This window comes from Oleomonas cavernae (assembly GCF_003590945.1).
Taxonomy (GTDB): Bacteria; Pseudomonadota; Alphaproteobacteria; order Zavarziniales; family Zavarziniaceae; genus Zavarzinia; species Zavarzinia cavernae.
Genome location: NZ_QYUK01000011.1, coordinates 3,914,938 through 3,941,249 on the forward strand (window position 1 = coordinate 3,914,938; position 26,312 = coordinate 3,941,249).

Here is a 26,312-nt window from a genome sequence, read left to right on the forward strand (position 1 = left end):
AACACTGGGACGGACCCGTATCGCCATGGCAGTGGATCCCCGCCTGCGCGGGGATGACTAAAAAGAAAGGTGTCTTTCGACCTCAGAAATCGAGCGCCTGGGCCTGTTTCACCTGGGAAATGCCGCGCACCTTTTCGACCACGGCATCCGGGATCGGGCCGTCGACGGCGACCAGGCAGATCGCCTCTTCACCGGCGATGCGTCTCCCTAGGTTGAAGGTGGCGATGTTGATGCCCGATTCGCCCAGGATGGTGCCCAAGGCCCCGATGAAGCCCGGCTTGTCCTCGTTGGTGACGTAGAGCATGTGCGGCGCCACTTCCGCCTCGACCGTGATGCCCTTGATCGAGACGATGCGCGGGTGGGCATCGGCGAACAGGGTGCCGGCCACGTCGCGCACCTTGCCGTCCATGTCGACGGTGATGCGCATCAGGGTCTGATAGTCGCATTCGCGCTCGTGCTTCACTTCCGAGACGGCGATGTTGCGCTCCTTGGCCACCACCGGCGCGTTGACCATGTTCACCGAGTCCATCAGGGGACCCAGCAGGCCCTTGAGGGCGATCGCGGTCAGCGGCCGGGTGTTCAGGCGGGCCACGGCGCCCTCGTATTCGATGGTCACCGCACGCAGGCCGCCCTCGGCCGAAAGCTGGCCGGCGAAGCCGCCGAGCTGTTCGGCCAGCTTCATGTAGGGGCGCAGGCGGGGGCTTCTTCCGCCGTCACCGAGGGCATGTTCAAGGCGTTGGAAACCGCGCCGTCGACCAGGTAGGCCGACATCTGCTCGGCCACCTGGAGCGCCACATTCTCCTGCGCTTCCGTGGTCGAGGCGCCCAGGTGCGGCGTCGCCACCACCTTCTCGTGGCCGAACAGGATGTTCTCCTTGGCCGGCTCGACCGCGAAGACGTCGAGTGCCGCCCCCCCGACCTTGCCCGAATCGAGCGCCGCCTTCAGGTCTTCCTCGACGATCAGGCCGCCGCGGGCGCAGTTGATGATGCGCACGCCGTCCCTCATCTTGGCGATCGAGGCGGCGTTGATGATGTTGCGGGTGCCGTCGGTCAGCGGCGTGTGCAGGGTGATGAAGTCGGCGCGGGCGAAGAGCTCGTCCAGTTCCACCTTCTCGACGCCGATCTCCCGCGCCCGGTCCGGGGTCAGGAACGGGTCGTAGGCGACGACGTGCATCTTCAACCCTTGCGCCCGGTCGGCGACGATCGAGCCGATGTTGCCGGCCCCGATCAGGCCCAGCGTCTTGGCATAGAGCTCGACGCCCATGAAGCGGTTCTTTTCCCACTTGCCGGCGTGGGTCGAGGCGGTCGCCGCGGGAATGTCGCGGGCGACCGCGAACATCATGGCGATCGCGTGTTCGGCGGTGGTGATCGAATTGCCGAAGGGGGTGTTCATCACCACGACGCCGCGCGCGGTGGCGGCGGGAATGTCGACATTGTCGACGCCGATGCCGGCGCGGCCGACCACCTTGAGGTTGGTGGCGGCGGCCAGCACCTCGGCCGTCACCTTGGTGGCCGAGCGGATGGCAAGGCCGTCGTACTGGCCGATGATGGCGATCAGCTCGTCCTTCTTCAGGCCGGGCTTCTCGTCGACCTCGACACCGCGGTCGCGGAAGATCTGGGCGGCACGGGGGCTGAGTTCGTCCGAAATCAGAACCTTGGGCATATTACACCTCTGGTCGCAAGCGGGCTCGCCTGCAAGCGCATGGATAAGGAAATGACGACGCGTCGACCGTTCAGGCGGCGGCAGCGGAGACCTGGGCCTTGACCTGGGCATAGGCCCAGTCGAGCCAGGGCAGCAGCGCCTCGATATCCGCGGCTTCCACCGTGGCACCGGCCCACACGCGCAGGCCCGGGGGGCATCGCGATAGGCACCGATATCGAAGGCGGCGCCCTCTTTCTCCAGCAGGTCCGCCAGCTTCTTGGCGACGTCGGCCTTGCCGGCCTCGTCCAGGCTGTCGACCCAGGGATCGACGACCTTGAGGCAGACGCTGGTGCAGGAGCGGATCGCCTTGTCTTCCGCCAGGAAGCCGGCCCAGTCCGATTTCTCGACCCAGGCTTCGATCAGGCCGAGATTGCCCTGCGACCGGGCGATCAGGCCGTCGAGGCCGCCGACCGACTCGGCCCAGGCCAAGGCATCGAGGTAGTCCTCGACGCACAGCATCGAGGGCGTGTTGATGGTCTCGCCCTTGAAGATGCCCTCGGCCAGCTTGCCGCCCGAGGCCATGCGGAAGATCTTCGGCAGGGGCCAAGGCGGGGTATAGGTCTCGAGCCTGGTGACGGCGCGGGGCGACAGGATGATCATGCCGTGGGCCGCCTCGCCGCCCAGCACCTTCTGCCAGGAGAAGGTGGTGACGTCGAGCTTGTCCCAGGGCAGTTCCATGGCGAAGGCGGCCGAGGTCGCATCGCAGATGGTGACGCCTTCGCGGTCGTCGGCGATCCATTCGGCGTGCGGCGCACGCACACCCGAGGTGGTGCCGTTCCAGGTGAAGACCAGGTCGCGGGTCTTGTCGACCTGGAACAGATCGGGGATCTGGCCGTAGGCCGCCTCGAGGACGCGGGTGTCCTTCAGCTTGAGCTGCTTGACGGCGTCATTGACCCAGCCCGAGCCGAAGCTTTCCCAGGCGACGAGATCGACGCCGCGAGCGCCGAGCATCGACCACAGGGCCATTTCGACCGCACCCGTATCGGACGCCGGCACGATGCCGATCTTGTAGTCGGCGGGCACCTTCAGGATCTTGCGGGTGTCCTCGATGGCCTTGAGCAGCTTGGCCTTGCCAGGCTTGGAGCGGTGGGAGCGACCGATCAGGGCATCATGGAGGGCTGAGGGGGTCCAGCCGGGGCGCTTGGCGCAGGGGCCGGACGAAAACAGCGGGTTACGAGGGCGTGCAGTCGGCTTCATGTTGGACTTATCCTTCCAGATAAGCAGCGTCCCGGTGGGGGGACGTGGCCCGCCGGCGAAGTTATGCAAAGCCGCTCCCAAGTCAACCGCCGTTTTCATCCATGCGACATTTTGCGGGAAGGCGCGCCTACCAGAGGTTCTTGCCGTCGATCACCGTGACCGGAACCGCATCGAGGTCGAAATCGTCGAACAGGCGGGCGTTGACGCCGATCTTGGGATTGTCGAAGTCGGGCTGGCCGGTCGACCAGTCGGGCGATTCGCCGAAGGTGTAGCAGCCGCAGATCGCGCAATAGTGATGCCTGATCGTGTACGAGCCCCATTGATAGGTCGAGACCCGGTCGGGCGCCGTGGCCAGGCGGAAATCCGCGGGCTTGTAATAGGCCCACAGGCCGCCGTGCTTGGCACAGAAGGAACAGGTGCAGCGGGTAACGCCGGACGGCGCTTCGCTCACCTCGAATTGCGTCGCCTTGCAGTGGCAGCTTCCCTTGAGGGCCATGGCAATCTCCTAAATCGCGTTGGTCCGCCCTTGGTAGCCGGGGCCTGCTGACAGCATTCTGTCAGCAGTGTGGCAGCAGCGGTCACTTCACCGCGTCACCCGTCACGATCTTGCCCTCGAAGCCGACGCGGCCGGTCTTGCAATTGTTCGAGGAAACCGCGGTGCAGGCGGTATAGACGAGGCGGACGGTGCCGGCATCGTCATGGACGGCGAAGCAATCGGACGAGCCGAAATCGATGTTCACGGTCTTGATGCAGATCTTGGCCCCGTCGAGCCACCATTTGCCGGTTTCGCGCCGATCGTCGTTCTCGATCGCCCCCTTGGTGAAGATGTGCAGTTTCAAGGCGCCGCCGGGATCGGCATGGGCCTCCAGCACCGACCAGTAGACGCCGAAATTGCCCACGAGCGTGTTACCCACGAGCTTGGCCTTGACCGCCGCGGCGTCCAGCGCGGGGCTCTTGGGCTGATCGTCGGGCCCGGCCAGGGCGGGGCCGGCGCAGGTCACCGCCAGGCCCAAGGCGGCCAGAAGACGCGCTACGGATGTCATCGTGTTCTCTCCCCGGGCGGCCTTCGAGCGGGCCGGCCCCGAGGATAATGGCGGTGGCGGCCCGGGGGATAGCACTATCCCACCCGCCGCACCAGGCGTTCACGGGCGATGCGGTGGATGGCGCCGGGGCCGATCAGATGCGCGTCGAAGCCCAGCGGAAACAGGCTGTCGATCGCGGGATGGAAGACGTCGAGGCCGCCCGTATAGGCGCCGAAGGCGGGCAGGATCAGGCGGTCGCCATCGGTCACGAAACAGCGGGCGGCGATGCGCCGGCCGCGCCCGTCCAGCCGCGCCTTGGGGTGCAGGTGGCCGGCGACCCAGCCGCCGCGCCCCGCCGGCGGTTCGTGCACCAGGGACAGGCCGTGCAAATCCAGGTCGGTGACCACCGCCCCGGGCAGGCCGACGGGTGGCAGCGGATCGTGGTTGCCCAGCAGCCAGACCAGTTCGCATTGCCGCGCCAGATCACCGATGCGGTCCCGCGCCTCCTCGCCCAGCCGCCCCGCCCCGCCGACATCGTGGAAGCCGTCGCCCAGCGAGACCAGCCGGCGCGGCCCAAGGCGCTGCACCACCTGCGTCAGGGCATCCAGGGTCGCCAGCGTATCGTGGGGCGGCAGCAGCACGCCGCGGGCGGCAAAGCTCGTGCCCTTTTCCAGGTGCAGGTCGGCCACCACCAGGCAGTCGCCCAGCAGCACCGCGCCCGAGCGGTCGAGCACGGCAAGGCTGTTGCCCAGACGGATTTCAACCGTGCCCATGGGACCCCGCAGCAGCATTGTGCGTCCTTCGAGACGGCCCTGCGGGCCTCCTCAGGATGAGGAAAATCTTTGTGGCAAAGGGGCTTTCCTCATCCTGAGGAGCCGCGCGCAGCGTGGCGTCTCGAAGGACGCACGATGCCGGTCCCCCGCTCATCGCATCGCCTCGCGCACCAGGTCCTCGGCAGCTTCCGCCAGGATCAGGTCGGTGGCGGCGCCGTAGACCGGCTCCTTGCCGATTTCCAGCATCACCGGCACGGCCAGCGGCGAGATCCGGGTCAGCGCCTGGTGCACGATGTGCCCCTTCACCCGTTCCAGCATGTCGGACAGGCGGCGCACGTCGAGCAGGCCGGTGGCGGCATCGGCCCAGGTGGCCTTCAGCAGGATGTGATCGGGCTCGTAGCGTCGCAGCACGTCATAGATCAGGTCGGAGGAAAAGGTCACCTGGCGCCCGCTCTTGGTCTCGCCGGGATGGCGCCGCTCGATCAGGCCGGCGATCACCGCATTGTTCCGGAAGGTGCGTTTCATCAGATTCGACTCGGCCAGCCATGCATCGAGATCATCGCCCAGCATATCCTGGTCGAACAGCGCGTCGAGGTCGGCCTCGCCTGCATCCTTGAGCGACCACACCGCCAGCGAATAATCATTGGCGACGAAGCCCAGCGGCCCCAGGCCGGCCCGCTCCATCCGCCTTGTCAGCAGCATGCCCAAGGTCTGGTGCGCCAGCCGGCCCTCGAAGCAATAGGCCACCATGTAGTGCTTGCCGCCGCGTGGGAAGGTCTCGACCAGCAGGCTGTCCTCGGGCGGCATGACCGAGCGCGCCTTTTGCAGCCGCAGCCATTCGCGCACCGGCGCCGGCAGCTTGTGCCAGCTTCGCGGCCTGGCCAGCAGACGCCGCACCTTGGCCGCCAGGAAGGTCGAAAGCGGGAATTTGCCGCCCTCGTAGGAGGGGATCTGCGGCTCGGTCGCGGTGGATTTGCGCACCAGGGCATCGTTCTCGCGCAGGCCGACGAAGGCCAGGATCTGCCCGGCGAAAATGAAGCTGTCGCCCGGGCTCAACTGCTCGATGAACCATTCCTCGATCTCGCCCAGCACCCGGCCGCGGCCGAAGCGCACCTTCAGCATCGGCGCCTCGACGATGGTACCCACGTTCAGGCGGTATTGCTGGGCGATCCTGGGATGGGCGATGCGCCACACCCCGTCGGCCAGGCGCAGCCGGCGATAGCGTTCGTAACGCTTGAGGGCATAGCCGCCGGTCGCCACATAATCGACCACCTGGTCGAAGGTCGCCCGGTCCAGGGTCGCGTAGGGTAATGCCCGGCGTATCTCGTCGTAGAGACCGTCGGCGCTGAAGCCGCCGCCCACGGCGACGCCCAGGACATGCTGGGCCAGCACGTCGAGACTACCGACGCGCACCGGCTCGGGATCGAGCGCGCCTTCGGCGATGGCCTCCAGCGCTGCCTCGCATTCCAGCACCTCGAAGCGGTTGGCCGGCACCATCACCGCGCGACTCGACTCGTCCAGCCGGTGATTGGCCCGGCCGATGCGCTGGATCATGCGCGAGGCCCCCTTGGGCGCCCCCACCTGGATCACCAGGTCGACGGCGCCCCAGTCGATCCCCAAGTCCAGGGTCGAGGTGCAGACCACGCCCTTCAGGCGGCCCGCGACCATCGCCGCCTCGACCTTGCGGCGCTGTTCGGGTGCCAGACTGCCGTGGTGCAGGGCGATGGGCAGGGTTTTTTCGTTGAGCGACCAGAGGCCCTGGAAGATGAATTCCGCCTGGGCGCGGGTGTTGACGAAGACCAGGGCGGTCTTCGCCCCCTCGATCAGGCGCAGGATCTCGGCAAAGGCATGGCGGGCCGAATGGCCGGACCAGGGGATGTGCTCGCCGCTCTCCAGGATCTCGACCTGGGGGCTGGCCCCGGCCACGCCTTCGATGATCGTCGCAGCACCTACATGCGCCCCGCCGGTCACCCAGGCCAGCAGGCGTTTTCTGTCCGCCACCGTCGCCGACAGGCCGACCCGGGCGGCCTGGGGCGCCAGGGCCGACAGCCGCTCCAGCCCCAGGGCCAGCAGGTCGCCGCGCTTGGAGGCCCAGACCGCGTGGGCCTCGTCGATCACGATGCGCTTGAGGTCCCGGAACAGGATCGGCGCCTCGGGCACCGCCAGCAACAGGGCGACCTGTTCCGGCGTGGTCAGCAGGATGTCGGGCGGCTTCACCCGCTGGCGCTGGCGCTTGCCTGCCGGCGTATCGCCGCTACGCGTCTCGATGCCCAGCTTCAGGCCCATCTCCTCGACCGGGGTCAGCAGGTTGCGGGCGACGTCGACGTTCAAGGCCTTCAAGGGCGAGACATAGAGCGTGTGCAGGCCCTTGCCGCCGCCCGTGGCCGCAAGGTCGATCAGGCTGGGCAGGAATCCCGCCAGGGTCTTGCCGCCGCCGGTGGGCGCCACCAGCAGGCTGGACTTGCCCGCCCGGGCCGCCGCCACCATGGCCAATTGATGCGGCCGGGGCGCCCAGCCGCGCATGGCGAACCAGTCGGCGAAGACCGGCGGCAGGCTAGGGAAAGCGGCGCTGCTCCGAGGGCCATCAAGTCCACCGCGCCTCAACCGGTGCCCATCCAAAGTTTGGCACGACACCTTTCGCTGCGCCGCAGACTGCCACGGCAATCGCAGACAGAAGAAGGCAGCAATGACAAGCCATTCGACTCCCCCTGGGACCAACTTCTCAGTGTGGCGAATTTGCGCCTGGGCCGGCCCCATCTATCTCGTCGGCACGCTGGTCTCATGGGCCGCCATCGCCGGTTTCCTGCCGCCACCGCGCGAGTACTGGAATGCGGAGGAAGTCTATTCATTCTTCACCGACAACAATATGCGCATTCGGGTGGGCATGGCCCTCATCCTGGTCTTCGCGCCACTCTACTATGTCTGGAGCTCGGTGCTGTCGCGCATCATGGCGAGGGCCGAGGGCCAGGACGGCGTGCTCTCGAGCATCGAGTTGCTGGGCGGGTTCGGCACCACCCTGGTGACCTTCGGTTCCGTCGCCGGCTGGCTGAGCGCCGCCTTCGATACCGAGCTCAAGACCCCGCAGGATATCAAGACCATCACCGACTATGCCTGGTTCTGGTTCAATGCGACCGCGGCGGTGACCGTAACCCAGTTCGTGGCCGTCGGCTCTGCCTTCCTGATCGACCGGCGCGCGCAACCGCTGTTTCCCCGCTGGATGTGCTGGTTCTCCTTTGCCATGGCCGTAACCCTGGTCCTGGCACTGTTCACCCCGTTCTTTCATCAGGGGCCTTTCGCCTGGCACGGCCTGCTGACCTACTATGTCGGCCTCGGCGGCTACTTCGCCTGGATCATCTGCACCTGCTATTTCGCCTTCAAGGCCATCGCCGCGCTCGAGAAGGAGGCCCTGGCCTGAGCACGCAGCCGTTCCCTTCGGCCGAGCCCGTAGCCTACCGGCTCCCGGGGGAGCCGGGGATCTGGGTGTTCGTGCTTGTCGACCTGTGCGTCTTCGCTCTGCTGTTCCTGACCTTCGTCGTGGAGCAAGCGGCCCAGCCCGCGGTCTTCTCCCGGTCGCGGGCCATGCTCGACGCCCCGCTGGGGCTGGCCAACACGATCGTGTTGCTGACCAGTTCCTGGGCCATGGCCCTGGCGGTCCATGCCGTGCGGGAAGGCGCCCAGGTTTGGGCGTCGCGCTTCGTCGCGGTGGCGATCCTGACCGGGGTGATGTTCACCGGCATCAAATCCGCCGAATATGCAGTGAAGTTTGCAGATGGGATTTCACCCGTCACCAACGATTTCTTCATGTATTATTTCATCATCACCTTCATCCATTTCTTTCACGTCATTGCCGGCATCGCCGTTCTTTTTATCGTTCTCCTCAAGGTCAGGCGCGGCGGCTATGGCGCCGGGCGGAGCAAGGGTATCGAAACCGCCGCCACCTACTGGCACATGGTCGATCTGCTGTGGGTCATGCTTTTCCCGCTGCTCTATTTGGCGGACTGGCGATGAAAGCCATTGTCCTTGGCCCCATCACCGCGGTCTGGCTGATCCTGGTGGCGGTGACCGGCCTCTCCGGCTGGCTCTACGAGAACGAGTACGGCGTGGCCTGGGCCGCGGCGGTCATCCTGGTTTTCGCCTCCCTGAAAATCCTGCTGATCATGGCTTATTTCATGGAGCTCAAGGGTGCGCCGGCGGCCTGGCGCGTCGCGATGGGGTGCTGGCTCGCGGCCGTGACGGTGGCGGTCCTTTCCGGCGGGCTCGTTCCCGCCCTTTGACCTCAGCGCTCAAAAGCCCACATTGAGGCCATGAGCGCGCCCGAGAAACTGCTCCATCCAACCGATCGCGGCCTCTATTGCCCGGCCGGCGATTTCTACATCGACCCGCCCCGGCCGGTGGCGCGGGCGGTGATCACCCATGGCCACGGCGACCATGCCAGGCCCGGCCACGGGGCCGTGCTGGCGACCGTGGAGACCGCGGCGATCATGGTCGCACGCTATGGCGCCGAGACGATCGGCAAGGTCGAGACCCTGGCTTACGGCGAGACCCAGCAGATCGGGGCGGCCACGGTCTCGCTCCACCCGGCCGGCCATGTCCTGGGCTCGGCCCAGGTGCTGATCGAGGGGGACGGCGGGCGCATTGTCGTCTCGGGCGACTACAAGCGCCGGCCCGATCCCACCTGCGCCCCGTTCGAGCCCGTCGCCTGCGATGTCTTCGTGACCGAGGCGACCTTTGCCCTGCCGGTGTTCCGCCACCCGCCGGCCGACTCGGAGATCGCCCGCCTGCTGCACTCCGTGGCCCTGTTCCCCGAGCGCTGCCACCTGGTCGGCGCCTATGCCCTGGGCAAGGCCCAGCGGGTGATCGCCCTGCTGCGCCGGGCCGGCTGGGCTCGGCCGATCTATCTGCACGGCGCCCTGTTCGCCCTGTGCGAACTCTACGAGCGCCTGGGCGTGCCGCTGGGCCCCCTGTTGCCCCTGCCCGAGAAATCGAAGGACACCTTGAAAGGCGAGATCGTGCTGTGCCCGCCCAGCGCCCTGGCCGATCGCTGGTCACGCCGGCTGCCCGATCCCGTCACCTGCCTCGCCTCGGGCTGGATGGGGGTGCGGGCCCGGGCGCGCCAGCGCGGCGTCGAACTGCCGCTGGTGATTTCCGATCATGCCGACTGGGACGAGCTGACCGGAACCTTGAGCGAACTTCGCCCTGAGCAAGTCTGGGTCACCCACGGCCGGGAGGAAGCGCTGGTGCATTGGGCCGGGACACAGGGCATCAGCGCCCGCGCCCTGGACCTGGTCGGTTACGACGACGACGCCGAATGAACCGCTTCGCCGCCCTCCTGGACACCCTGTCCTATCAGCCGCAGCGCAATGGCAAATTGCGGCTGATCGAGGCCTATCTGCGTGAAACGCCCGATCCCGACCGCGGCTTTGCCTTGGCCGCGCTGACCGGCGACCTCGATTTTCCCCATGCCAAGGCCGGGCTGATCCGCGCCCTGGCGGCGGCGCGGACCGACCCCACCCTGTTCGCCCTGTCCTATGATTTCGTCGGCGACCTCGCCGAGACGGTGGCCCTGATCTGGCCCGCCACGGCGGACCACGGCGCGGCGCCCAGCTTGAGCGCCGTGGTCGCCGACCTGCGCAACACGCCCAAGGCCCAGGTCCCCGCCCTGGTCGCCGGCCTGCTCGACCGGCTGGATGCGACCGGGCGCTGGGCCTTGCTGAAGCTGATGACCGGTGCCCTGCGCGTCGGCGTCTCGGCCCGCCTGGCCCGGGTCGCGGTCGCCGGCTTAGGGACCATCGATGCGACGCAGATCGAGGAAGTCTGGCCCTCGCTGACCCCGCCCTACCGCGACCTGTTCGCCTGGGTCGAAGGCCGCGGGACACGGCCGGCGGCATTGGCCGCGGCGCCGTTCCGGCCGGTGATGCTGTCCCACCCGCTGGACGACGGCGACCTCGACAATCTCGACCCGGCGGAGTTCCGGGCGGAGTGGAAATGGGACGGCATCCGGGTCCAGGCGGTGGTCGACGGCGCCACCCGCCGGCTCTATTCCCGCACCGGCGAGGATGTCGGCCCGGCCTTTCCCGACCTGCTGGCGCGGCTCGACATCGACGGCGTGATCGACGGCGAATTACTGGTCCTGACGCCGGGCGGGGAGATCGCCGCCTTCGCCGAGTTGCAGCAGCGCCTGAACCGCAAGGCGCCGACGGCGGCCATGATCACAAGGCGCCCCGCCCATCTGCGCGCCTACGACCTGCTATTCGACGGGGCGGAAGATCTGCGCGCCCTGCCGTTCGACGCCCGGCGCGAACGGCTCATCGCGCGATTGGAGGGGCGCAGCGTGGGCAGCGGCATCGACATCTCGCCCCTGCTGCCTTTCACCTCGTGGGACGACCTGGCCGAGATCCGCGCGACCACCGCGGGCACCGCCGTCGAGGGTGTCATGCTGAAGCGCCGCGACAGCGCCTATCTGGCCGGTCGGCCCAAGGGCCCGTGGTGGAAGTGGAAGCGCGATCCCCACCTGGTCGATGCGGTGATGATGTATGCCCAGCGCGGCCACGGCAAACGCTCGTCCTTCTATTCCGATTTCACCTTCGGGGTGTGGCGCGACACGGACGACGTGCTGGTCCCCGTGGGCAAGGCCTATTTCGGCTTCACCGACGAGGAACTGGCCCAGCTCGACCGCTGGGTGCGTAACCACACACGCCAGCGTTTCGGCCCGGTGCGCGAGGTCGAACAGGCCCTGGTGCTGGAGATCGCTTTCGAGGGCCTGGCCCGTTCCAGCCGCCACAAGTCCGGCGTCGCCATGCGTTTCCCCCGCATCAACCGCATCCGCTGGGACAAACCCGCCGCCGAAGCCGACCGGCTGTCGGCGCTGGAGAAGCTGATACGCTGAGACCCCTCTCCGCCGCGTGCGGGGGAGAGGGAGGGGCCCGACGCAAAGCGGCGGGAGGGTGAGGTGGTCGGTGGGACAGATTGCGTTCCACGCCGACCACCCTCCTCACCCAACCCTCTCCTCCGAGGAGGAGAGGGCTTTTCTTACGCATTCACCTTGGTCGGCTCCGGCCCCAGGCCTTGCGCACGGGCGGCGGCCAGCCTGGCGCCTTCGGCGGCGGTGAAGCCGAACAGGGTTTCGGGATCCTGGGCGCGCAGTTGCAACGCCATCAATTCCATACCCTCGGCCACCACGATCTCATGGGCGCGGGCCGCGAGGCCATCGATGATGGTTCCGGCCGCCACGTCGGGGTCGATCCCGGCGTCGATATTCGCGTCCGAATGGCCGCGCGCGCTGCCGTCGGCCGACAGGGCATTGGCGGCGATGCCGGTGCGCACCGAGCCGGGCAGGATCACGCTGACGCCGATGCCATAGGCGGCCTCGACCTCGGCCCGCAGGGCATCGAAATAGCCCACGCAAGCATGCTTGGCGGCGCTGTAGCCGGTGCGCAGGGGGCGCCCACCTTGCCGGCGACCGAGCTGACGATGGCGATCTGGCCCGCCTGGCGTTCCACCATGTGCGGCAGGACGAGCTGGGTCAGGCGCACGGGGGCGAAGAAGTCCACCTCCATCAGGCGGCGATAGACTGCAAAATCGGTATCGAGCGCCAGGCTGCGCTGGCTGATGCCGGCATTGTTGATCAGCAGGTCGACCTGGCCCTTGAAGCCCAGCACCCTGGCCAGGGCGGGGGCCAACGCGTCGTAGTCGGTCGCCTCGAAGGGCACGACCAGGCTGGGGCCGGCCAGCTTGCCCGCCACCGCCTCCAGCGCGTCCTGCCGGCGGCCCGACAGGACCACCGCGGCGCCCCGGGCCGACAGGCCCTTGGCCAGCGCCTCGCCAATGCCCGATGACGCGCCGGTCACCCAGGCGACCTTGCCCTGAAAATCCATGGTTTGCTCTCCCCTTGGCCGGGCGGCAGTATGTCAGCCTGCGCCCGCGCGAGATTGTCGCCTTTGCGACAATTCAGGCAACCAGCTTTCCCACGATTTCCGCAACGGCATCCTGCCAGGGCCGCAGGGTGATGCCATAGGCCTGCGCCAGGTGGTGGGTCGCCAGGCGGGAATTGGCCGGGCGGCGGGCCGGGGTGGGATAGTCCCGGGTCTCGATCGGTGTCACCTTGGGGCGCGGCCGGCCGTGGCGCGCGGCGACGTCGAAGACATGGTTGGCCAGCTCGCACCAGGTCGCCTCGCCGGCGTTGACGCCGTGGAAGGTGCCGGTCGGGGCGTCCGGCTCCCGGGCCATGCGCAGGGCGATGGCGGCCAGGGCCTGGGCCAGGTCGGCGGCACTGGTCGGGCAACCGCGCTGGTCGGCGACCACGCGCAATTCCGGCCGGTCTGCCCCCAGCCGCAGCATGGTCTTCACGAAATTGGCCCGGTCGGGGCTGACCACCCAGGCGGTGCGGACGATGGCGTGGCGCGGGTTCACCGTGCGCACGGCCTGTTCGCCCGCTTCCTTGCTGGCGCCGTAGACGCCGATCGGGCAGACCGGGTCTTCGACCTCGTAAGGACCGGCCTTGCTGCCGTCGAAGACATAGTCGGTCGAGACATGAACCAGCGGCACGCCGGCTTTGCGGGTGGCATCGGCCAGGGCGGCGGGGGCCATGGCGTTCAGGGCGAAGGCGGCGACCACGTCGTCTTCCGCCTTGTCGACGGCGGTATAGGCGGCGGCATTGATCACCGCGGCCCAGGGCCGGGCGGCGAGGTAATCGGCGATGGCGGCGGTATCGCTGAGGTCGAGTTCGGCCCGCGTCGGCGCCTGGAGGGTGACGCCGGCCGGCCAGGCCAGGCGCTGCAGGGCGAGGCCGACCTGGCCGGCGCCCCCGGTGACCAGGATCTCCATCATGCCCGCCGGGCGAGGCCTAAGCGCTCGCCGCCATAGCGCGAGGCCTCGATGGCGCGCCACCAGGGTTCGTTCTCCAGGTACCAGGCGACGGTCGCGGCCATGCCGGTCTCGAAGCTCTCGCGCGGTTCCCAGCCCAGTTCGCGGCGGATCTTGGCGGCGTCGATGGCATAGCGCTGGTCGTGGCCCGGCCGGTCGGTGACGAAGCCGATCTGCGCGGCATGAGGCTTGCCGTCGGCGCGCGGGCGCAGCCCGTCCAGGGCGGCGCAGATCGTCTCCACCACGGTCAGGTTGGTGCGTTCGGCATTGCCGCCGACATTGTAGGTCTCGCCCACCCGGCCCTTGTCGAACACGGTGCACAGGGCGCGGACATGGTCATCGACATAGAGCCAGTCGCGGACATTGTCGCCCTTGCCGTAAACGGGCAGCTTCTCGCCCGCCAGGCCCTTGATGATCATCAGGGGGATCAGCTTCTCGGGGAACTGGTGGGGGCCGTAATTGTTCGAGCAGTTGGTGAGCACCACCGGCAGGCCGTAGGTGTGGTGCCAGGCCATCACCAGGTGGTCCGACGCGGCCTTGGAGGCCGAATAGGGCGAGCGCGGCGAATAGGGGGTTTCCTCGGTGAAGAAGCCGGTCTCGCCCAGGGAGCCGAAGACCTCGTCGGTCGAGACGTGGTGGAAGCGGAAGGCGGCCTTGCGCTCGGCATCCAGCGTCCGCCAATAGGCCAGGGTCGCCTCGAGCAGGCTGTAGGTGCCGACCACATTGGTCTCGACGAAGGCGCCGGGGCCTTCGATCGAGCGGTCGACATGGCTTTCCGCCGCCAGGTGGATGACCACGTCGGGGGCGAACTGGGCCAGCAGGCCGGCGAGCAGTGCGCGGTCGCCGATGTCGCCCTGGACGAAGCGATAGCGCGGATTGCCCTCGACGCCGTGCAGCGAGGTCAAGGTGCCGGCATAGGTCAGCTTGTCGAGGTTGAGCACCTGATCATGGGCCCGCTCGGCGATGATGTGGCGCACGAGGCCTGAGCCGATGAAGCCGGCGCCGCCGGTAACCAGGATCTTCATGCTGTCTCCAGGGCAAGGGGCACGCCGTCATAGGCGAAGGGGCTGTCGAAATCGGCCAGCAGCGGCAGGGCCGCGTCCTTGTCCGAGAGGGTGGCGCCGCCTGGCGGCAGCGGCCAGTCGATGGCGATGGTGGGATCGTTCCAGCGGATGCCGCCGTCGTTGGCCGGGGCATAGAGGCCGCTGACCTTGTAGACCACCTCGCAATCGGGCGTCAGGGTCAGGAAGGCATGGGCGAAGCCGACCGGCACGAAGAGCTGGTCGCCGTTCTCGGCCGAGAGTTCGGCGCCCACCCATTTGCCATAGGTCGGCGAGCCGCGGCGGACGTCGACGGCCACATCCAGGATGCGGCCGCGGGTGCAGCGCACCAGTTTGGCCTGGGCGTGGGGCGGGGTCTGGAAGTGCAGGCCGCGCAGGGTGCCCTGGGCGGCCGAGAAGGAATGATTGTCCTGGACGAAGCTCTCGGCGATGCCCAGCCCCGAGAACCTAGCCGCGTTGTACGTCTCGGCGAACCAGCCCCGGCTGTCGCCGAAGCGCCTTGTCTTGAGCAACAACACTTTCGACATTCATGCCCCCAAGCGTGGCCAGATGGTGGACCACTGCCGCCTCCGGGGCGACCGGTTCCTGGATCAGATCGGCGATGCTTCGCACCGCCATGGCGGCAACCGCCATCGGATCGAGCGGCAGCCCCGTTCGCGGCTCGACGTGGGTTGGATAAAGGAACAGGGCGACTGCCGTCAATTCATCAAGCGAGGGCCGCCGGAAGCGCCAGGCCACATTCACCCGGTCCTGGGTCAGGCCCCAGCCGGCATAGAAGGGAATGCCGTAAGTTACCACCGTCAGGCCGGCCAGCAGGGCATCGAAGCCGGCATCGGCGCTGATCGTGTGCACCTCGTCGACCGGCCCGCCCAGCAGCAGGGGATCGAAGCTGTGGATCACCTGCTCGCCCGGGCGCAGCGCCGCACCGCCGCCCTCGGGATCGGGACGATAGAGGATCTGTGCCGTCGGGTGCTGCGCCCGCACTGCCGCCAGCAGGGCCTCGTCGCCGGTCAGCATGGGCGAACTTTCGACCACGGTGGGGCTGTCGGCGCGCTGGCCCAGGACGACCACCCGGCGCGGCCCGGCGCTGTCGCGCCCGACGCCGTGGCGCGCCTGCCACCATTTGGCGAACAGCCGCCGCACCGCCGCCGCCTGGGAAACCAGGGGGTCGGGGATCTGGCCGCGTTCGAGCAGCGCTTCAAAGCCGCTGGGTGCCAGCGAGGTGTAATGGATCCCGATCGGATCGGCCACCAGGGCGCCGCGGCCGACCAGGCCGCCCAGCAGGGTGCCGGCCAGGCCGGGCGCCTCGTCTAGGCGCCAGATCTCGCTACCCTGGATCGCCGCCGAGGAAGCGAGCCCGGCCGGTTCGACCCGTGACCACACGGCGATGCGACCGCCCAGCTTGCGCTGCCGGGCCAGGGCACTGCGGACGCTGCAGGCAAAGTTCAAGCGCCCGTGACGCGAGCCCAGGGTGGCGGCGACCATGGCGCGGCGGGCCCGCGGCACCCCGACGACCTGGGTCTGGCCGACGAAACGGTCGTCGCGCACGCGCTGGGCGGCGATCAGCCGGGCCAGGTCGAGGGCCGAACAGGCCTGGCCGTTGCGCGGATCGACATAGGAACAGCAGTCGAGATAGGCGGCGGCCACCAGGGCCCCCAGGCTGGGCCGGGCGACCCGGCGCGGGCAGGGCCGGCGATCGTCGGTCAGGCCCCAGCCGGCATAGAACGGGGTGCCGAAGCAGGTCGTCGGGGTGCCGACGATCAGCGCCTCCAGCCCGGCCTGGCTAGTCGCGACATAGACCCGGCGGGCATGGCGGGCCAGCGAGGAGAAGCTGGCGGGCTGGTCGAAAATGCGCAGGTGCCGGCGCCGCGCGGCCTCGATCAGGTGGCCGCGGCGCAGCCCGGCGACCACGTCGGGATGGATGCGCACCACCACTTCGGCATCCGGGTTCTCGCTGATCGCGGCATCCAGCATGCGTTCGAAGGTCGCGGCGTCCGCGCCGCCGGCGGCGATCGAGGCGTCGCCTTCGGACTGGTCGACCACCAGCACCAGCGGCCGCTGTGCGCCCAGGCCGACGACCCCGACGCCAAAACCCGGCCGGCGCAGCAGCGACAGATCGCCGCCCCAGTCGCGGGCCAGATTGTATTTGCCCAGGTTGGCCTCATCCATCAGGCGGATGAGTTGCAGCGCCTCGTCCAGGCGCGGGTGGCCGGCCGCTGCGCGGGCGATCGCCAGTTCGACCGTCGAGGGCTTCGACGCATCGTAATAGACGCCGACGGGATCGATCACCAGCGACAGCGGCGGATCGGCCTTGATCCCCACCTGCCCGGCCGAGCGCAGGAAGCCGTCTTCGAGCGACAGATAGGGCACGCCGCGGCGCACCGCCTCGGTCATCGCCCGCTGGGCCGGCGGGCGATAGCCCCAGCCGGCGATCGCCGCCACCGGCGCCCGCGGGCGCCGGTCCAGATCGACCAGGGGCCCCAGGCACCAAGCAGGCAAGCAAGATGGGGAATGGCCAGAATGCCGCTGGAATAGACGCCTATCGGCCCGGACAGCGGTGCCGAGACGCCTGGTTGCGTCGTCATCACGGCAAGCCTCGAGCTGTCACGAATCATCTACGCAGCTTCCACGAGCACATCAACGATCAGAGAGTTATCTGTGCTCATTGCGATTTCCACGACGATTTCGTTTAAAGATGCGCCATCATGAGGTGAATTTAACCCCAAACTCGTAGAAGATGAACCCTAATAACTAAGCAATTATTAATCAATTTTTAGCCAAACTGCATGCACAATGCCCCGGCTGCTTCGGCGACATCGATTCCGCCTTGTCGAGCCTCGCCGTATGGTCGCAAAGTTCGTTGCCGTAGCGTTTGGTGCGGGAAGAGTCTTCGGGGAATACGCCAGTCATGCAGTCTGCGACATCAGGGCAATCGCCTGTCCCCTGGAGCGCCGGCCATTCAGTAGCAGCGTGCATCACCACTCGATGAGATACATTCCACGACAGCTCCTTCTGCGTCACCAGTTCGCGCGTTGCTGGCCGCCCGTGCCGGCCGTCGCCTATCCGCCCAAGGCACCCGCGGCGTTACTGGTGCTGGCCGAGCGGGAAACACCATCGGTTGCGTACTATTTCCAGGCACGCGCGCAATCGCCAGCGGTGGGCGAGTTGCCCGTCACCATCGTCACTGATGACAATCCTGTCGACATTCCCGACGGCTGCCTGGTGGTCCTGTGCCGCGTGATTTCCACGCTCTGGCTCGATCGGCTGATCGAACACCGGGCACGCCTTGCCGGCGTTGCCTTGTTCCTGGACGACGACATCGGTGCCTGCCTCGACGACCCCGGCCTGCCGCCTGAATATGCGCTGCGGCTGGCGCGGCAATTTGTCCGAGCGGCGCCCAAATTGGCCCAGTTGATCGATCGGGTCTGGGTTTCCACCCCGGCCCTGGCGCAGCGCCTTGCCGCCGCCCGGCCGATCGTCGTGCCGCCACGCGCCCTGGCGCCGGGCACGCCGCTGCTGACCGTGTTCTATCACGGCACGGCCGCGCACCGGGCCGAGTTCGACTTCCTGCACCCGGTGCTGGCAGCACTCCAGGCCCGGCGCGACGATCTGATGATCGAACTGATCGGCGATCTCGAGGTCAACCGGCGCTTCAGGGACCTGCCGCGCTGCCGGATCCTTCACCCGATGTCCTGGCCGGCCTATGCCGCGCACACGCAGTCGGTGCGCTATGCCATCGGCCTGGCGCCGCTGCTGCCCTCGGCGCTCAACGAGGTCCGCGCCCATACCAAGATCTTCGATATCACCCGGTGCGGCGCCGCCGGCGTCTATGCCGATCGGGCGCCCTACAGCGATGTAATCACCCATGGCACGAACGGGCTCCTCGCCGGCGACCGGGTGGAAACCTGGGTCGGGGCGATCGAAAGTCTTGCCAGCGACGCCGCTTATCGCCAATCTCTGGCTGACGGCAGCAGGAAACTTGTAGAACGCTTGGCGTTTCATACCGACTTTCCGTCGGGTGCGGGGCAGGATGGGCCGGCGGTGCCGGTGTCGAGAGTTGAGGGTGAAGGCCTATGACGTCACTTGCCAACAGGCGGCGCGGTATCGTTCTGGCCGGCGGCGCCGGTACGCGCTTGCATCCCGTGACCCGGGCCGTATCCAAGCAATTGCTCCCAGTATACGACAAGCCGATGATCTACTACCCGCTCAGCGTGCTGATGCTGGCGGGCATTCGCGAGATCCTGATCATCACCACCCCGCAGGATGCGGCCCAGTTCCGCGGCCTGCTGGGCGACGGCAGCCAGTGGGGCGTCGAGATCCAGTATGAAATCCAGCCCTCGCCCGACGGCTTGGCCCAGGCCTTCATCATCGGCGCCGATTTCGTCGCCGGACGGCCCAGCGCCCTGGTGCTGGGCGACAATATCTTTTACGGCCACGGCCTGACCGAACAACTGGCCGCGGCCGACCGGCGGCGGGACGGCGCCACGGTCTTCGCCTACAAGGTCCATGATCCCGAACGCTTCGGCGTGGTCGAGTTCGACGCCGCCGGCCATGCTCTCTCGATCGAGGAAAAGCCGATCGCGCCGCGCTCGAGCTGGGCGGTCACCGGGCTCTACTTCTATGACGAGGCGGTGGTCGAGATCGCCCGCTCGATCAAGCCGTCGGCCCGGGGCGAGCTGGAAATCACCGCGGTGAACGCCGCCTATCTCGAGCAGGGCAAGCTCGACGTGCAGTGCATGGGGCGCGGCTTCTGCTGGTTCGACACCGGCACCCACGACGCCCTGCTCGATGCCGGCGAATTCGTCCGCGTCATCCAGAGCCGGCAGGACCTGCAGATCGCCTGCCTGGAGGAAATCGCCTGGCGCCAGGGCTGGATCGACGACGCCAAGATGGAAGTCCTCGCGGCCGGTTCGGGCAAGTCCAGCTATGGCCTCTACCTGCGCAGCCTGCTGGCGGCCGACGCCCGCCAGCCGGGGATGGTCTAGGCGGCATGGCGGCGGAATCGCGCTCGCGCAACGAACCGTTGCCGGCGGTGGCGACCATCGCCGAGCGCCTTGCCCATCATGCCCTGACCAGGGGCGAGGCCACGGCCTTTCACATCGTGGCCGGCCACCAGACGACCGACATCAGCTATGCGACGCTGCTGCGCCATGCCGCCGGCTATGCCGGGATCTTTGCCCAGGCCGGCCTCGCGCGCGGCGACCTGGTTTTCATGTGCCTGAAACACGGGGCCGATCTCTACGCCGCCTATCTGGGCGCGATGATGATGGGCGCGGTGCCGTCGTTCCTGGCCTTCCCCACCCCCAAGCAGGACCCGGTCCTCTACTGGCAGACCCACCGCACCCTGTTCCAGCAGATGGGCGGGCGCGCCGTCCTCACCTACCCTGAGAACCGCGACGACCTCGCCGCCGCCCTGCCGCCCGCCACGGCCCTGCTGATCACGCCGCCGACGCTGCCGCAGGACAGCCGTCCGCTGGCCGAGATCGCCGCCGGCCTGCCCGCGTCGTCGCCCGACGATACCGTCCTGGTGCAGTTCTCGTCGGGCACCACCGGCCTGCGCAAGGGGTGGCGCTGAGCCATGCCCTGGTGGCCCGGCAGGTCGCCAGCTATGCCAAGGTGATCGGGCCGGCGAAGGTACCCGCATCGCCTCGTGGCTGCCGCTGTACCATGACATGGGCCTGATGACGGCGTTCCTGATGCCGGTGCATTACGGCGCCACGGTGGCCTGCCTCGACGCCTTCGAATGGGTGATGAGCCCGCACCTGCTGCTCGAACTGATGGACCGCCAGCGCTGCACCCACGCCTGGCTGCCCAATTTCGCCTTCAACCATCTGGTCCGCACCAAGCTGGGCAACGAGACCTATGCCCTCGACCATGTCGCGGCCCTGATCAATTGTTCCGAGCCGTGCAAGCAGGCGACCTTCGACCTGTTCGCCGCGACCTTCGCCGGCCACGGCATCCGCGCGGAACAGCTCCAGGTCTGCTATGCCATGGCCGAGACGGTGTTCGCCGTCAGCCAGACCCCCCTGGGCCGCCGGCCGCACACGCTGTGGATCGATGCCGGGGCGGCGGCGGCCAATCGCATCGAACCCGTGGCCGAGGGCGCGGCAGGGGCGATGCCGCTGCTTTCGAACGGGCCGCCGATCGACGGCATCGTCGTGCGCATCGGCGGCGGCGAGGCGATCGGCGAGATCCAGTTGCGCGGCGATTGCGTGTTCGCGGGCTATCTCAAGGCCCCCGACGTCACGGCGCAGGCCTTCGACGACGGCTGGTACCGCACCGGTGACATCGGCAGCGTGATCGAGGGCGAGATCTACGTCATCGGCCGGCTGAAAGACATCATCATCCACCACGGCCGCAACTACCACGCCCACGACATCGAATCGGTGGCGGGCACGGTGCCGGGGGTCAAGCCGGGGCGCTGCGTCGCCCTGGGGGTCTGGGACGAGGAGGTCGGCAGCGAGGAAGTCGAGCTGGTGGCCGAGCGCGACCCCGCGGTCGCGGCCGAGGACAAGGCCTTGCGCAACGCCCTGCGGCAGGCAATCGTGCGGCGCTTCAATTTGGTCATATCCAAGGTGCATCTGGTTGAGCCAGGCTGGCTGGTGAAAACGACCAGTGGCAAGATCAGCCGCAAGGAAAATCTGGGCAAGCTGCTGCGCGATACTCATCGGGCACCGGCGCAACCGGGAAAAAAGTAGCGCAGGGGAACGGGATGAACCGCGAGGACATCAGGCGCATCGTGATCGAGACGATCGCCAGCACCTTCGATATCGAGACGGGCGATATCGCCGACACGACCATTGCCGACGAGGTGGACGGCTGGGATTCGCTGTCGCACACGGTTTTGATGATCCGCATCGGTAAGCGGCTGGGCGGCAGCGTGCCGGAATCGGTGGCGGCCCAGGCGGCCAATGTCGGTGAAATGATCGCCATGCTGGGCGATCATTTCGCGGAGAACTGAGGCAATGGCGGTTACAGAACTCGTCGGCGGACAACTGAGCGCGATCGAAGGCAAGGATGGCTGGCTGTTTCTGAAGTCGTTTGCCGCGACCGACGTCATGAGCTTTTACACGAACGAGAATTCGCCGCCCGAGGCCGCGATCAATCGCCAGGCCGACGTCATGGAGCGGCGGCATGCCTGGTTTGCCGGGCGGGGCATCCCGCTGGTCAGCCTGGTCGCCCCGACAATTGCCTGGTCTATCCCGAGACCCTGCCCGAGGGCGTGCGCATGAACGGCCACTCGCCCTTCGCGCGCCTCGCCGCCCGGCTGAGCCCGCAGGCCCGCGCCGACATCGTCTACCCGCTGCAAAGCCTGATCGACGGCAAGAGCGAGCGCGAGACCTGCCAGCGCACCGACAGCCATTGGAGCGAATGGGGCGCCTACCTCGCCTATCGCGCGCTGATCGCCCGGATTCGCCGCTATGTGCCCAATACCGGCCTGGTCGAGCCGGCGGCGATCGAATGGCGCATGCGCCACAGCTTTGGCGCGATGGGGGTGGTCATGACCCCCGAGCGGTCGGAGCAGATCGCCGTCGCCAAGCTGCTCAAGCCCCGGTCGCGCTATGTCCGCATCATCCAGACCGAGGTGCGCGACGCCTGCACCGTCGCCGAGGTGGACGACCCCAGCCTGCCCACCGCGGTCATGTTCCGCGATTCCTACGCCACGGCCATGGCCCCCTTCCTGGCCGAATCGTTCCGGCGCATCTGGCTGGTTTCCAGCCCCAATGCCGTGCTCTACGACCTGGTCGAGCGCGAAAAGCCCGATGTCGTGATCTTCGAGCGGGCGGAGCGCGCCCTGGGCTGGCCGCCGTCCGAGCCGGACTACAACGACTTCCGCTCGATCTACGGCGACCTGATGCTGGACCGGGACGCGGCGGCGGCCCAGAAGCGCAGCCGTTCGCTCCTGCGTGAGCGCAAGGTGAACGAGGCCCTGGCCGCCTCGGAGGAGGCCCTGGCGACGCCGCCGCGCGACGCCATGGCCTATTCCCGCGCCCTGATCCATCGCGCCCGGCTGTTGGAGATGCTGGGGCAATTGCCGACCGCCTTCGAATGCCTGCGCCACGCCGCAACCCTGGAACCCGGTGCCGCCCTGCCCCTGGCGGCGGCGGCGCGCCTGCGCCTGCACCAGGGCCGCAACGAAGACGCCGCGGTGCTGGCCAGGCGGGCCGCCGCTGCCGAACCCTCGGTGCCCGACTATCACGACCTGGTGGCCACCTGCCTCGAGCGCGCCGGCGACAAGGAAGGCGCCGCGGCGGCCCTGGAGGCCGAACTGGCGATCGACGGCATGCGCGTTTCGGCGCGCCTGCACCTGTGCCGCATCCGTCGCGGCCAGGGCGACATGGCAGAGGCGCGCCGCCACGCCCAGGCGGCCGTGGACATAGAGCCCAACAACCAGATCAACCTGGCGACCCTGGCCAATATCCTGGTGGCGCAGAGCGATTGGGCGGCGGGCCGCGAGGTGCTGCAGAAGGCGGTCGACCTGTACCCCGGGGTGGACTTGTTCCGGCGCTTCCTGACCCTGTGCGAAGCCCGCCTCGCCGAGGCCCGGCGGGCCGCGGCCGCTGTCCCGCCGCCAGCGCAGGGACCGGCGCAGGCGCTGCGTGCCACCGAGAAGAAGACAAAGTCAAAGGGCCGCCGCAAATGACCGACGACCTCGAAGGCGGCCAGATCACGGCATTCGAAGGCAAGCGCGGCTGGCTGTTCCTGGGGACATTCGACGGCTTCGACGCGATGTCGCTCTATACCGACGAGACGACGGTGCCCGACCGGGTATTCGCCCGCTGGGCGCGGGCCTTCGAGCGCCGGCGCCGGTGGTTCGACCAGCGCGGCATCGCCCTGGTAACCTTGATCGTACCGGAGGCCTGCCTGGTCTATGCCGACCTGCTGCCGGATGCGATACGCCTGACCCAGGCCACGCCCATGCGCCGCCTGTCCGAGCGCCTGGACAAGGCGGCCGCCACCGACGTGATCTATCCGCTGCAAGCCCTGATCGACGGCCGCGCCGAGCGCGAGACCTTCCAGCAGGTCGACAGCCACTGGACCGACTGGGGCGCCTATCTCGGCTATCGGGCCGTGATGGAAGCGGTGCGCCGGCACCTGCCCGCAGCCCGCCTGATCGAGCCCAAGGACGTGACCTGGCGCCAGCGCAAGACCTTCGGCGCGCTGGGCGCGATCATGACACCGGAGCGTTCGTGCAAGGTCCCGGTCGCCAGCCTGACCCGCCCCCGGGCGAAAGAAATCAGCGAGATGGCGACCGAACAGCGCCACAAGCTGACCACTGTGGTCAACCCGGCCGGCGGGCCGACAGCCATTGTCTTCCGCGATTCATTTGCCACCGCTATGGCGCCATTTCTGTCAGAATCCTTTGGCCGAACCATTTACGTCTCCAGCCCCAATACGATCTATTATGACCTGATCGAGCAGGTGAAGCCCGACGTGGTGATTTTCGAACGTACCGAACGGGCCCTGGCAAACCCGCCGATCGAACCGGATTTGCAGGATGCCCGCGCACATTTCGCCGATCTTGAACTGGGCAACGACAACGCCCTGTTGGCCCAGCGGCAAAGCCGCGCCTTCCTGCGCGCGGGCAAGGCCAAGGATGCCAAGGACATGTCCGACCGGGCCCTGGACCTGGCCGAGCCCAAGGCCCCGGGCCTGGGGCGGGCCCTGCTGCACCGGGCGCGGATCTTCCGGGCGCTGGGCAATGACGACGCCGCGGCCGAATGCCTGCGCCATGCCATCGCGCTGGAGCCGGATGCGGCCATGCCCGTGATGCTGGCCGGCGAGCTGGACCGGGCCAGGGGCCGGATGGAACCGGCCCTGGCCTTGCTGCGCCGCAGCACCGCGCTGGAGCCGGGCGTGCCCAAATATTGGGAAGCCCTGGGCGGCGCCCTGCTGGAGGGCGAGGATGCCGCCGGCGCCCAGGCCTGTTTCGAGCGGGCGCTGACGCTCGACCCCGACCGCATCGAGGCCCACCTGCTGATGAGCAAGGTGCGCCGCGGCCAGGGCGACCTGGCAGGTGCCAGGCGCCACGCCGAACTCGCGGTCGAGATCGATGCCAGTTCGTCCTTCACCGTCAGCAACCTGGCCAGCGTCATGATCGCCCAGGAAGACTGGGCCGCGGCGCGCGACCTGCTTGCCGCGGCGGTGCCGCGCTTCCCGCAGGCGCCGGCCTTCAAATCCTATCTCGCCTTGTGCGAGACGCGCCTGGGCGAACGGGCAAAGGCACACGCCAAAACCGGCTCTTGAGTAACCTAACGTAACCGACCACGTAATTTGTAACTGGGGGCATAAAAATGATCGGGAATGTCGACGGCGTAAACAACGACTATCTGTCAGGCTGGGTCTTCGATCCCAAGGAGCCGGCCAAGCGGCTGCAGGTCGACGTCATCTACAACGGCAAGCGCCTGATCCGGGCGACCGCCGGCTTCAACCGCCCCGAGCTGCTGAAGAACAAGATCGGCGACGGCAACCACGGCTTCTACATCGCCCTGCCCGCGATCGCCGCCCCGAAGACGCCGAGGTCGTGGTGGTCGAGGCGGAAAGCCGCATGCCGCTGGGCAAGCCGGTGACGATCCAGCGCAAGCCCGTGGTGACCGCCGGCGGCCTGAAGTCCACCGATGTCCTGGCGATGCACAAGGTGCCGCTGTTCTCGGTCGAGGGCTTCAACCTCAGCGGCCCCCTGCTCACCATCGGCGGCATGCACCTGCCGCCGGGCGGCGACCCCTTCGCCTTCAAGATCACCGGCCAGCCGGGCGTCGCCTTCACCGTCAAGCATCCGATCGTGAAGCCGGCCGTGCGCGACTGGTACTGGTACTGGCCCAACGCCGCCTGGTGCGGCTTCCAGATCGCCATCGACCTGGTCGCCACCACGGCCGTCGGCCCGGATTTCGAGTTCACCCTGGAATCGCCCGGCCTGAGCCCCGAGCGGGTGGCGCAGCAGCTCAACAAGATCTGGATCCCCAAGGACCTGAGCGTGTTCCAGAATTTCCCGACCGGCGACAAGTTGACCCGGGTGCATACCTTCGACAATATCTCGCGCGTGGGCATCGGCGGTTACACCGACTTCAAGCGCCTGACCGCGATCGCCGAATACTACGGCGCCAAGCTCAAGGATTCGGCGGTGCTGGACTGGGGCTGCGGCCATGGCCGGGTGATCCGCAACTTCCAGCAGCAGGGTACGGTGCGCGAGGCCTGGGGCGTCGACATCGACCGCGAGAACGTCGCCTGGATGCGCAAGCATCTGCCCGGCGTCAACGGCAGCCATGTGCCCCTGATGCCGCCAACCGACCTGCCCAAGAAGCATTTCGGCATGATCTATGCGATCTCGGTCATGACCCACCTCAAGCACGAGGTGCAGGAAGCCTGGCTGAAGGAACTCAAGCGTATCGCGGCGCCGGGCTGTATCGTCATGCTGACCTTCGCCGGCAAGGGCTCGGCGTCGTTCGCCTCGCGCTTCCTCAAGAAGGACTGGCTCGAGCGCTGGCAGGCCAGCGAGTTCGACGACTCGCTGCCCAGCAACGACCTGGTCGGCAAGATCGACGATCCCAGCTACTACACCAACACCAAGCAGACCCCGGACAATGTCCGGGAATTCTGGGGCAAGCACTTCGAGATCCTGGACATCCACGAATGCGCCTTCGGCTACCAGGATCTCGCGGTGATGCGCGCCAAGTAGGCGAACGAGGTATATAACT

At 67.9% G+C, this 26,312-nt stretch carries 25 protein-coding genes and 2 pseudogenes; 15 read left to right on the top strand and 12 right to left on the bottom strand.

The window, feature by feature from the left end:
• Nucleotides 1–82: 82 nt before the first annotated feature.
• From D3874_RS32545 to D3874_RS22805, 7 genes and pseudogenes are all read right to left on the bottom strand, one after another.
• Complete coding sequence (locus tag D3874_RS32545) at nt 83–682, bottom strand: ACT domain-containing protein (protein WP_456306430.1); 600 nt, start codon at nt 680–682, stop codon at nt 83–85.
• A complete protein-coding gene (gene serA / locus D3874_RS32550; RefSeq protein ID WP_456306431.1) occupies nt 679–1,773 on the bottom strand; it encodes a phosphoglycerate dehydrogenase in 1,095 nt (364 codons plus the stop codon). Before serA ends, D3874_RS32545 begins: the two co-directional genes overlap by 4 nt.
• Nucleotides 1,733–2,898 (bottom strand): annotated as a pseudogene (locus tag D3874_RS22785) (phosphoserine transaminase). Before D3874_RS22785 ends, serA begins: the two are co-directional and overlap by 41 nt.
• 127 nt (nt 2,899–3,025) lie before the next feature.
• Nucleotides 3,026–3,394, bottom strand: coding sequence for a GFA family protein (locus D3874_RS22790; RefSeq protein WP_119781335.1), 369 nt, complete (start codon nt 3,392–3,394; stop codon nt 3,026–3,028).
• A gap of 82 nt (nt 3,395–3,476) precedes the next feature.
• Nucleotides 3,477–3,941, bottom strand: coding sequence for a hypothetical protein (locus tag D3874_RS22795; RefSeq protein ID WP_147385812.1), 465 nt, complete (start codon nt 3,939–3,941; stop codon nt 3,477–3,479).
• 74 nt (nt 3,942–4,015) lie between these two features.
• Nucleotides 4,016–4,711 (bottom strand): ligase-associated DNA damage response endonuclease PdeM, encoded by a 696-nt coding sequence (gene pdeM, locus D3874_RS22800; protein WP_119781341.1) that lies wholly within the window; start codon nt 4,709–4,711, stop codon nt 4,016–4,018.
• A 132-nt stretch (nt 4,712–4,843) separates the two neighbouring features.
• Nucleotides 4,844–7,312, bottom strand: coding sequence for a ligase-associated DNA damage response DEXH box helicase (locus tag D3874_RS22805; protein WP_338016765.1), 2,469 nt, complete (start codon nt 7,310–7,312; stop codon nt 4,844–4,846).
• A 106-nt stretch (nt 7,313–7,418) separates the two neighbouring features.
• Between D3874_RS22805 and D3874_RS28795 the strand changes: the two genes are divergently transcribed.
• From D3874_RS28795 to D3874_RS22825, 5 genes are all read left to right on the top strand, one after another.
• Nucleotides 7,419–8,108 carry a hypothetical protein gene (locus tag D3874_RS28795; protein ID WP_158596177.1) on the top strand — a complete coding sequence of 230 codons (690 nt, stop codon included), beginning with the start codon at nt 7,419–7,421 and terminating at the stop codon, nt 8,106–8,108.
• A gap of 65 nt (nt 8,109–8,173) precedes the next feature.
• Nucleotides 8,174–8,701, top strand: coding sequence for a cytochrome c oxidase subunit 3 (locus D3874_RS28800; RefSeq protein WP_158596178.1), 528 nt, complete (start codon nt 8,174–8,176; stop codon nt 8,699–8,701).
• Nucleotides 8,698–8,967 carry a cytochrome C oxidase subunit IV family protein gene (locus D3874_RS22815; protein WP_119781347.1) on the top strand — a complete coding sequence of 90 codons (270 nt, stop codon included), beginning with the start codon at nt 8,698–8,700 and terminating at the stop codon, nt 8,965–8,967. The genes D3874_RS28800 and D3874_RS22815 overlap by 4 nt, the downstream gene beginning before the upstream one ends.
• Nucleotides 8,968–8,997: 30 nt before the next feature.
• Nucleotides 8,998–10,005, top strand: a complete 1,008-nt coding sequence (locus D3874_RS22820) for a ligase-associated DNA damage response exonuclease (RefSeq protein WP_119781350.1) — start codon at nt 8,998–9,000, stop codon at nt 10,003–10,005.
• Nucleotides 10,002–11,579 (top strand): cisplatin damage response ATP-dependent DNA ligase, encoded by a 1,578-nt coding sequence (locus tag D3874_RS22825; RefSeq protein ID WP_119781353.1) that lies wholly within the window; start codon nt 10,002–10,004, stop codon nt 11,577–11,579. The genes D3874_RS22820 and D3874_RS22825 overlap by 4 nt, the downstream gene beginning before the upstream one ends.
• Before the next feature lie 143 nt (nt 11,580–11,722).
• Here the strand turns inward: D3874_RS22825 and D3874_RS32200 are convergent.
• From D3874_RS32200 to D3874_RS22850, 5 genes and pseudogenes are all read right to left on the bottom strand, one after another.
• Nucleotides 11,723–12,567: pseudogene (locus tag D3874_RS32200) on the bottom strand (SDR family NAD(P)-dependent oxidoreductase).
• A 73-nt stretch (nt 12,568–12,640) separates the two neighbouring features.
• Nucleotides 12,641–13,519, bottom strand: a complete 879-nt coding sequence (gene rfbD / locus D3874_RS22835; protein ID WP_199699225.1) for a dTDP-4-dehydrorhamnose reductase — start codon at nt 13,517–13,519, stop codon at nt 12,641–12,643.
• Complete coding sequence (gene rfbB, locus D3874_RS22840) at nt 13,516–14,580, bottom strand: dTDP-glucose 4,6-dehydratase (protein ID WP_119781359.1); 1,065 nt, start codon at nt 14,578–14,580, stop codon at nt 13,516–13,518. The genes rfbD and rfbB overlap by 4 nt, the downstream gene beginning before the upstream one ends.
• Nucleotides 14,577–15,143: a dTDP-4-dehydrorhamnose 3,5-epimerase gene (rfbC, locus tag D3874_RS22845; protein ID WP_119781362.1), complete on the bottom strand. Its 567-nt coding sequence runs from the start codon at nt 15,141–15,143 to the stop codon at nt 14,577–14,579. Before rfbC ends, rfbB begins: the two co-directional genes overlap by 4 nt.
• Nucleotides 15,064–17,115, bottom strand: a complete 2,052-nt coding sequence (locus tag D3874_RS22850; RefSeq protein ID WP_119781365.1) for a capsular polysaccharide export protein, LipB/KpsS family — start codon at nt 17,113–17,115, stop codon at nt 15,064–15,066. The genes rfbC and D3874_RS22850 overlap by 80 nt, the downstream gene beginning before the upstream one ends.
• Nucleotides 17,116–17,661: 546 nt before the next feature.
• On the opposite strand from D3874_RS22850, the gene D3874_RS22855 reads away from it, so the two are divergent.
• From D3874_RS22855 to D3874_RS22900, 10 genes are read left to right on the top strand one after another with little or no spacing between them, the layout of a single operon-like run.
• A complete protein-coding gene (locus D3874_RS22855; RefSeq protein WP_119781368.1) occupies nt 17,662–18,693 on the top strand; it encodes a glycosyltransferase family protein in 1,032 nt (343 codons plus the stop codon).
• On the top strand, nt 18,690–19,601 hold the full coding sequence (gene rfbA / locus D3874_RS22860) for a glucose-1-phosphate thymidylyltransferase RfbA (protein ID WP_119781371.1): 912 nt from the start codon (nt 18,690–18,692) through the stop codon (nt 19,599–19,601). The genes D3874_RS22855 and rfbA overlap by 4 nt, the downstream gene beginning before the upstream one ends.
• A 5-nt stretch (nt 19,602–19,606) precedes the next feature.
• A complete protein-coding gene (locus D3874_RS31375; RefSeq protein WP_119781374.1) occupies nt 19,607–20,191 on the top strand; it encodes an AMP-binding protein in 585 nt (194 codons plus the stop codon).
• The gene (locus D3874_RS22870; RefSeq protein ID WP_199699325.1) at nt 20,133–21,314 is read left to right on the top strand and encodes an AMP-binding protein; all 1,182 of its coding nucleotides are present in this window, start codon (nt 20,133–20,135) and stop codon (nt 21,312–21,314) included. Before D3874_RS31375 ends, D3874_RS22870 begins: the two co-directional genes overlap by 59 nt.
• A gap of 14 nt (nt 21,315–21,328) precedes the next feature.
• Nucleotides 21,329–21,577: an acyl carrier protein gene (locus D3874_RS22875; RefSeq protein ID WP_119781380.1), complete on the top strand. Its 249-nt coding sequence runs from the start codon at nt 21,329–21,331 to the stop codon at nt 21,575–21,577.
• A gap of 4 nt (nt 21,578–21,581) precedes the next feature.
• A complete protein-coding gene (locus tag D3874_RS30785) occupies nt 21,582–21,848 on the top strand; it encodes a hypothetical protein (RefSeq protein WP_119781383.1) in 267 nt (88 codons plus the stop codon).
• Entirely contained in the window at nt 21,845–23,260 is a 1,416-nt protein-coding gene (locus D3874_RS29650; protein WP_147385815.1) for a tetratricopeptide repeat protein, read from the top strand. Before D3874_RS30785 ends, D3874_RS29650 begins: the two co-directional genes overlap by 4 nt.
• The gene (locus D3874_RS31380; protein WP_119781389.1) at nt 23,257–24,864 is read left to right on the top strand and encodes an alginate O-acetyltransferase AlgX-related protein; all 1,608 of its coding nucleotides are present in this window, start codon (nt 23,257–23,259) and stop codon (nt 24,862–24,864) included. Before D3874_RS29650 ends, D3874_RS31380 begins: the two co-directional genes overlap by 4 nt.
• Nucleotides 24,865–24,911: 47 nt before the next feature.
• Nucleotides 24,912–25,187 carry a hypothetical protein gene (locus D3874_RS22895; protein WP_119781392.1) on the top strand — a complete coding sequence of 92 codons (276 nt, stop codon included), beginning with the start codon at nt 24,912–24,914 and terminating at the stop codon, nt 25,185–25,187.
• Nucleotides 25,145–26,293 carry a class I SAM-dependent methyltransferase gene (locus D3874_RS22900; RefSeq protein WP_119781395.1) on the top strand — a complete coding sequence of 383 codons (1,149 nt, stop codon included), beginning with the start codon at nt 25,145–25,147 and terminating at the stop codon, nt 26,291–26,293. The genes D3874_RS22895 and D3874_RS22900 overlap by 43 nt, the downstream gene beginning before the upstream one ends.
• Nucleotides 26,294–26,312 lie beyond the last annotated feature (19 nt).

What these genes read in the sequence shown, in the direction of transcription:
- D3874_RS31375 (WP_119781374.1), top strand. Translation starts at nt 19,607, where the DNA reads ATGGCGGCGGAATCGCGCTCGCGCAACGAACCGTTGCCGGCGGTGGCG.
- D3874_RS22795 (WP_147385812.1), bottom strand. Translation starts at nt 3,941, where the DNA reads ATGACATCCGTAGCGCGTCTTCTGGCCGCCTTGGGCCTGGCGGTGACC.
- rfbD (WP_199699225.1), bottom strand. Translation starts at nt 13,519, where the DNA reads ATGATGGAGATCCTGGTCACCGGGGGCGCCGGCCAGGTCGGCCTCGCC.
- serA (WP_456306431.1), bottom strand. Translation starts at nt 1,773, where the DNA reads ATGCCCAGGTCAAGGCCCAGGTCTCCGCTGCCGCCGCCTGAACGGTCG.
- rfbA (WP_119781371.1), top strand. Translation starts at nt 18,690, where the DNA reads ATGACGTCACTTGCCAACAGGCGGCGCGGTATCGTTCTGGCCGGCGGC.
- D3874_RS30785 (WP_119781383.1), top strand. Translation starts at nt 21,582, where the DNA reads ATGGCGGTTACAGAACTCGTCGGCGGACAACTGAGCGCGATCGAAGGC.
- D3874_RS22875 (WP_119781380.1), top strand. Translation starts at nt 21,329, where the DNA reads ATGAACCGCGAGGACATCAGGCGCATCGTGATCGAGACGATCGCCAGC.
- D3874_RS31380 (WP_119781389.1), top strand. Translation starts at nt 23,257, where the DNA reads ATGACCGACGACCTCGAAGGCGGCCAGATCACGGCATTCGAAGGCAAG.
- pdeM (WP_119781341.1), bottom strand. Translation starts at nt 4,711, where the DNA reads ATGCTGCTGCGGGGTCCCATGGGCACGGTTGAAATCCGTCTGGGCAAC.
- D3874_RS22825 (WP_119781353.1), top strand. Translation starts at nt 10,002, where the DNA reads ATGAACCGCTTCGCCGCCCTCCTGGACACCCTGTCCTATCAGCCGCAG.
- rfbC (WP_119781362.1), bottom strand. Translation starts at nt 15,143, where the DNA reads ATGTCGAAAGTGTTGTTGCTCAAGACAAGGCGCTTCGGCGACAGCCGG.
- D3874_RS22820 (WP_119781350.1), top strand. Translation starts at nt 8,998, where the DNA reads ATGAGCGCGCCCGAGAAACTGCTCCATCCAACCGATCGCGGCCTCTAT.
- D3874_RS29650 (WP_147385815.1), top strand. Translation starts at nt 21,845, where the DNA reads ATGAACGGCCACTCGCCCTTCGCGCGCCTCGCCGCCCGGCTGAGCCCG.
- D3874_RS22790 (WP_119781335.1), bottom strand. Translation starts at nt 3,394, where the DNA reads ATGGCCCTCAAGGGAAGCTGCCACTGCAAGGCGACGCAATTCGAGGTG.
- rfbB (WP_119781359.1), bottom strand. Translation starts at nt 14,580, where the DNA reads ATGAAGATCCTGGTTACCGGCGGCGCCGGCTTCATCGGCTCAGGCCTC.
- D3874_RS22895 (WP_119781392.1), top strand. Translation starts at nt 24,912, where the DNA reads ATGATCGGGAATGTCGACGGCGTAAACAACGACTATCTGTCAGGCTGG.
- D3874_RS32545 (WP_456306430.1), bottom strand. Translation starts at nt 682, where the DNA reads ATGAAGCTGGCCGAACAGCTCGGCGGCTTCGCCGGCCAGCTTTCGGCC.
- D3874_RS22815 (WP_119781347.1), top strand. Translation starts at nt 8,698, where the DNA reads ATGAAAGCCATTGTCCTTGGCCCCATCACCGCGGTCTGGCTGATCCTG.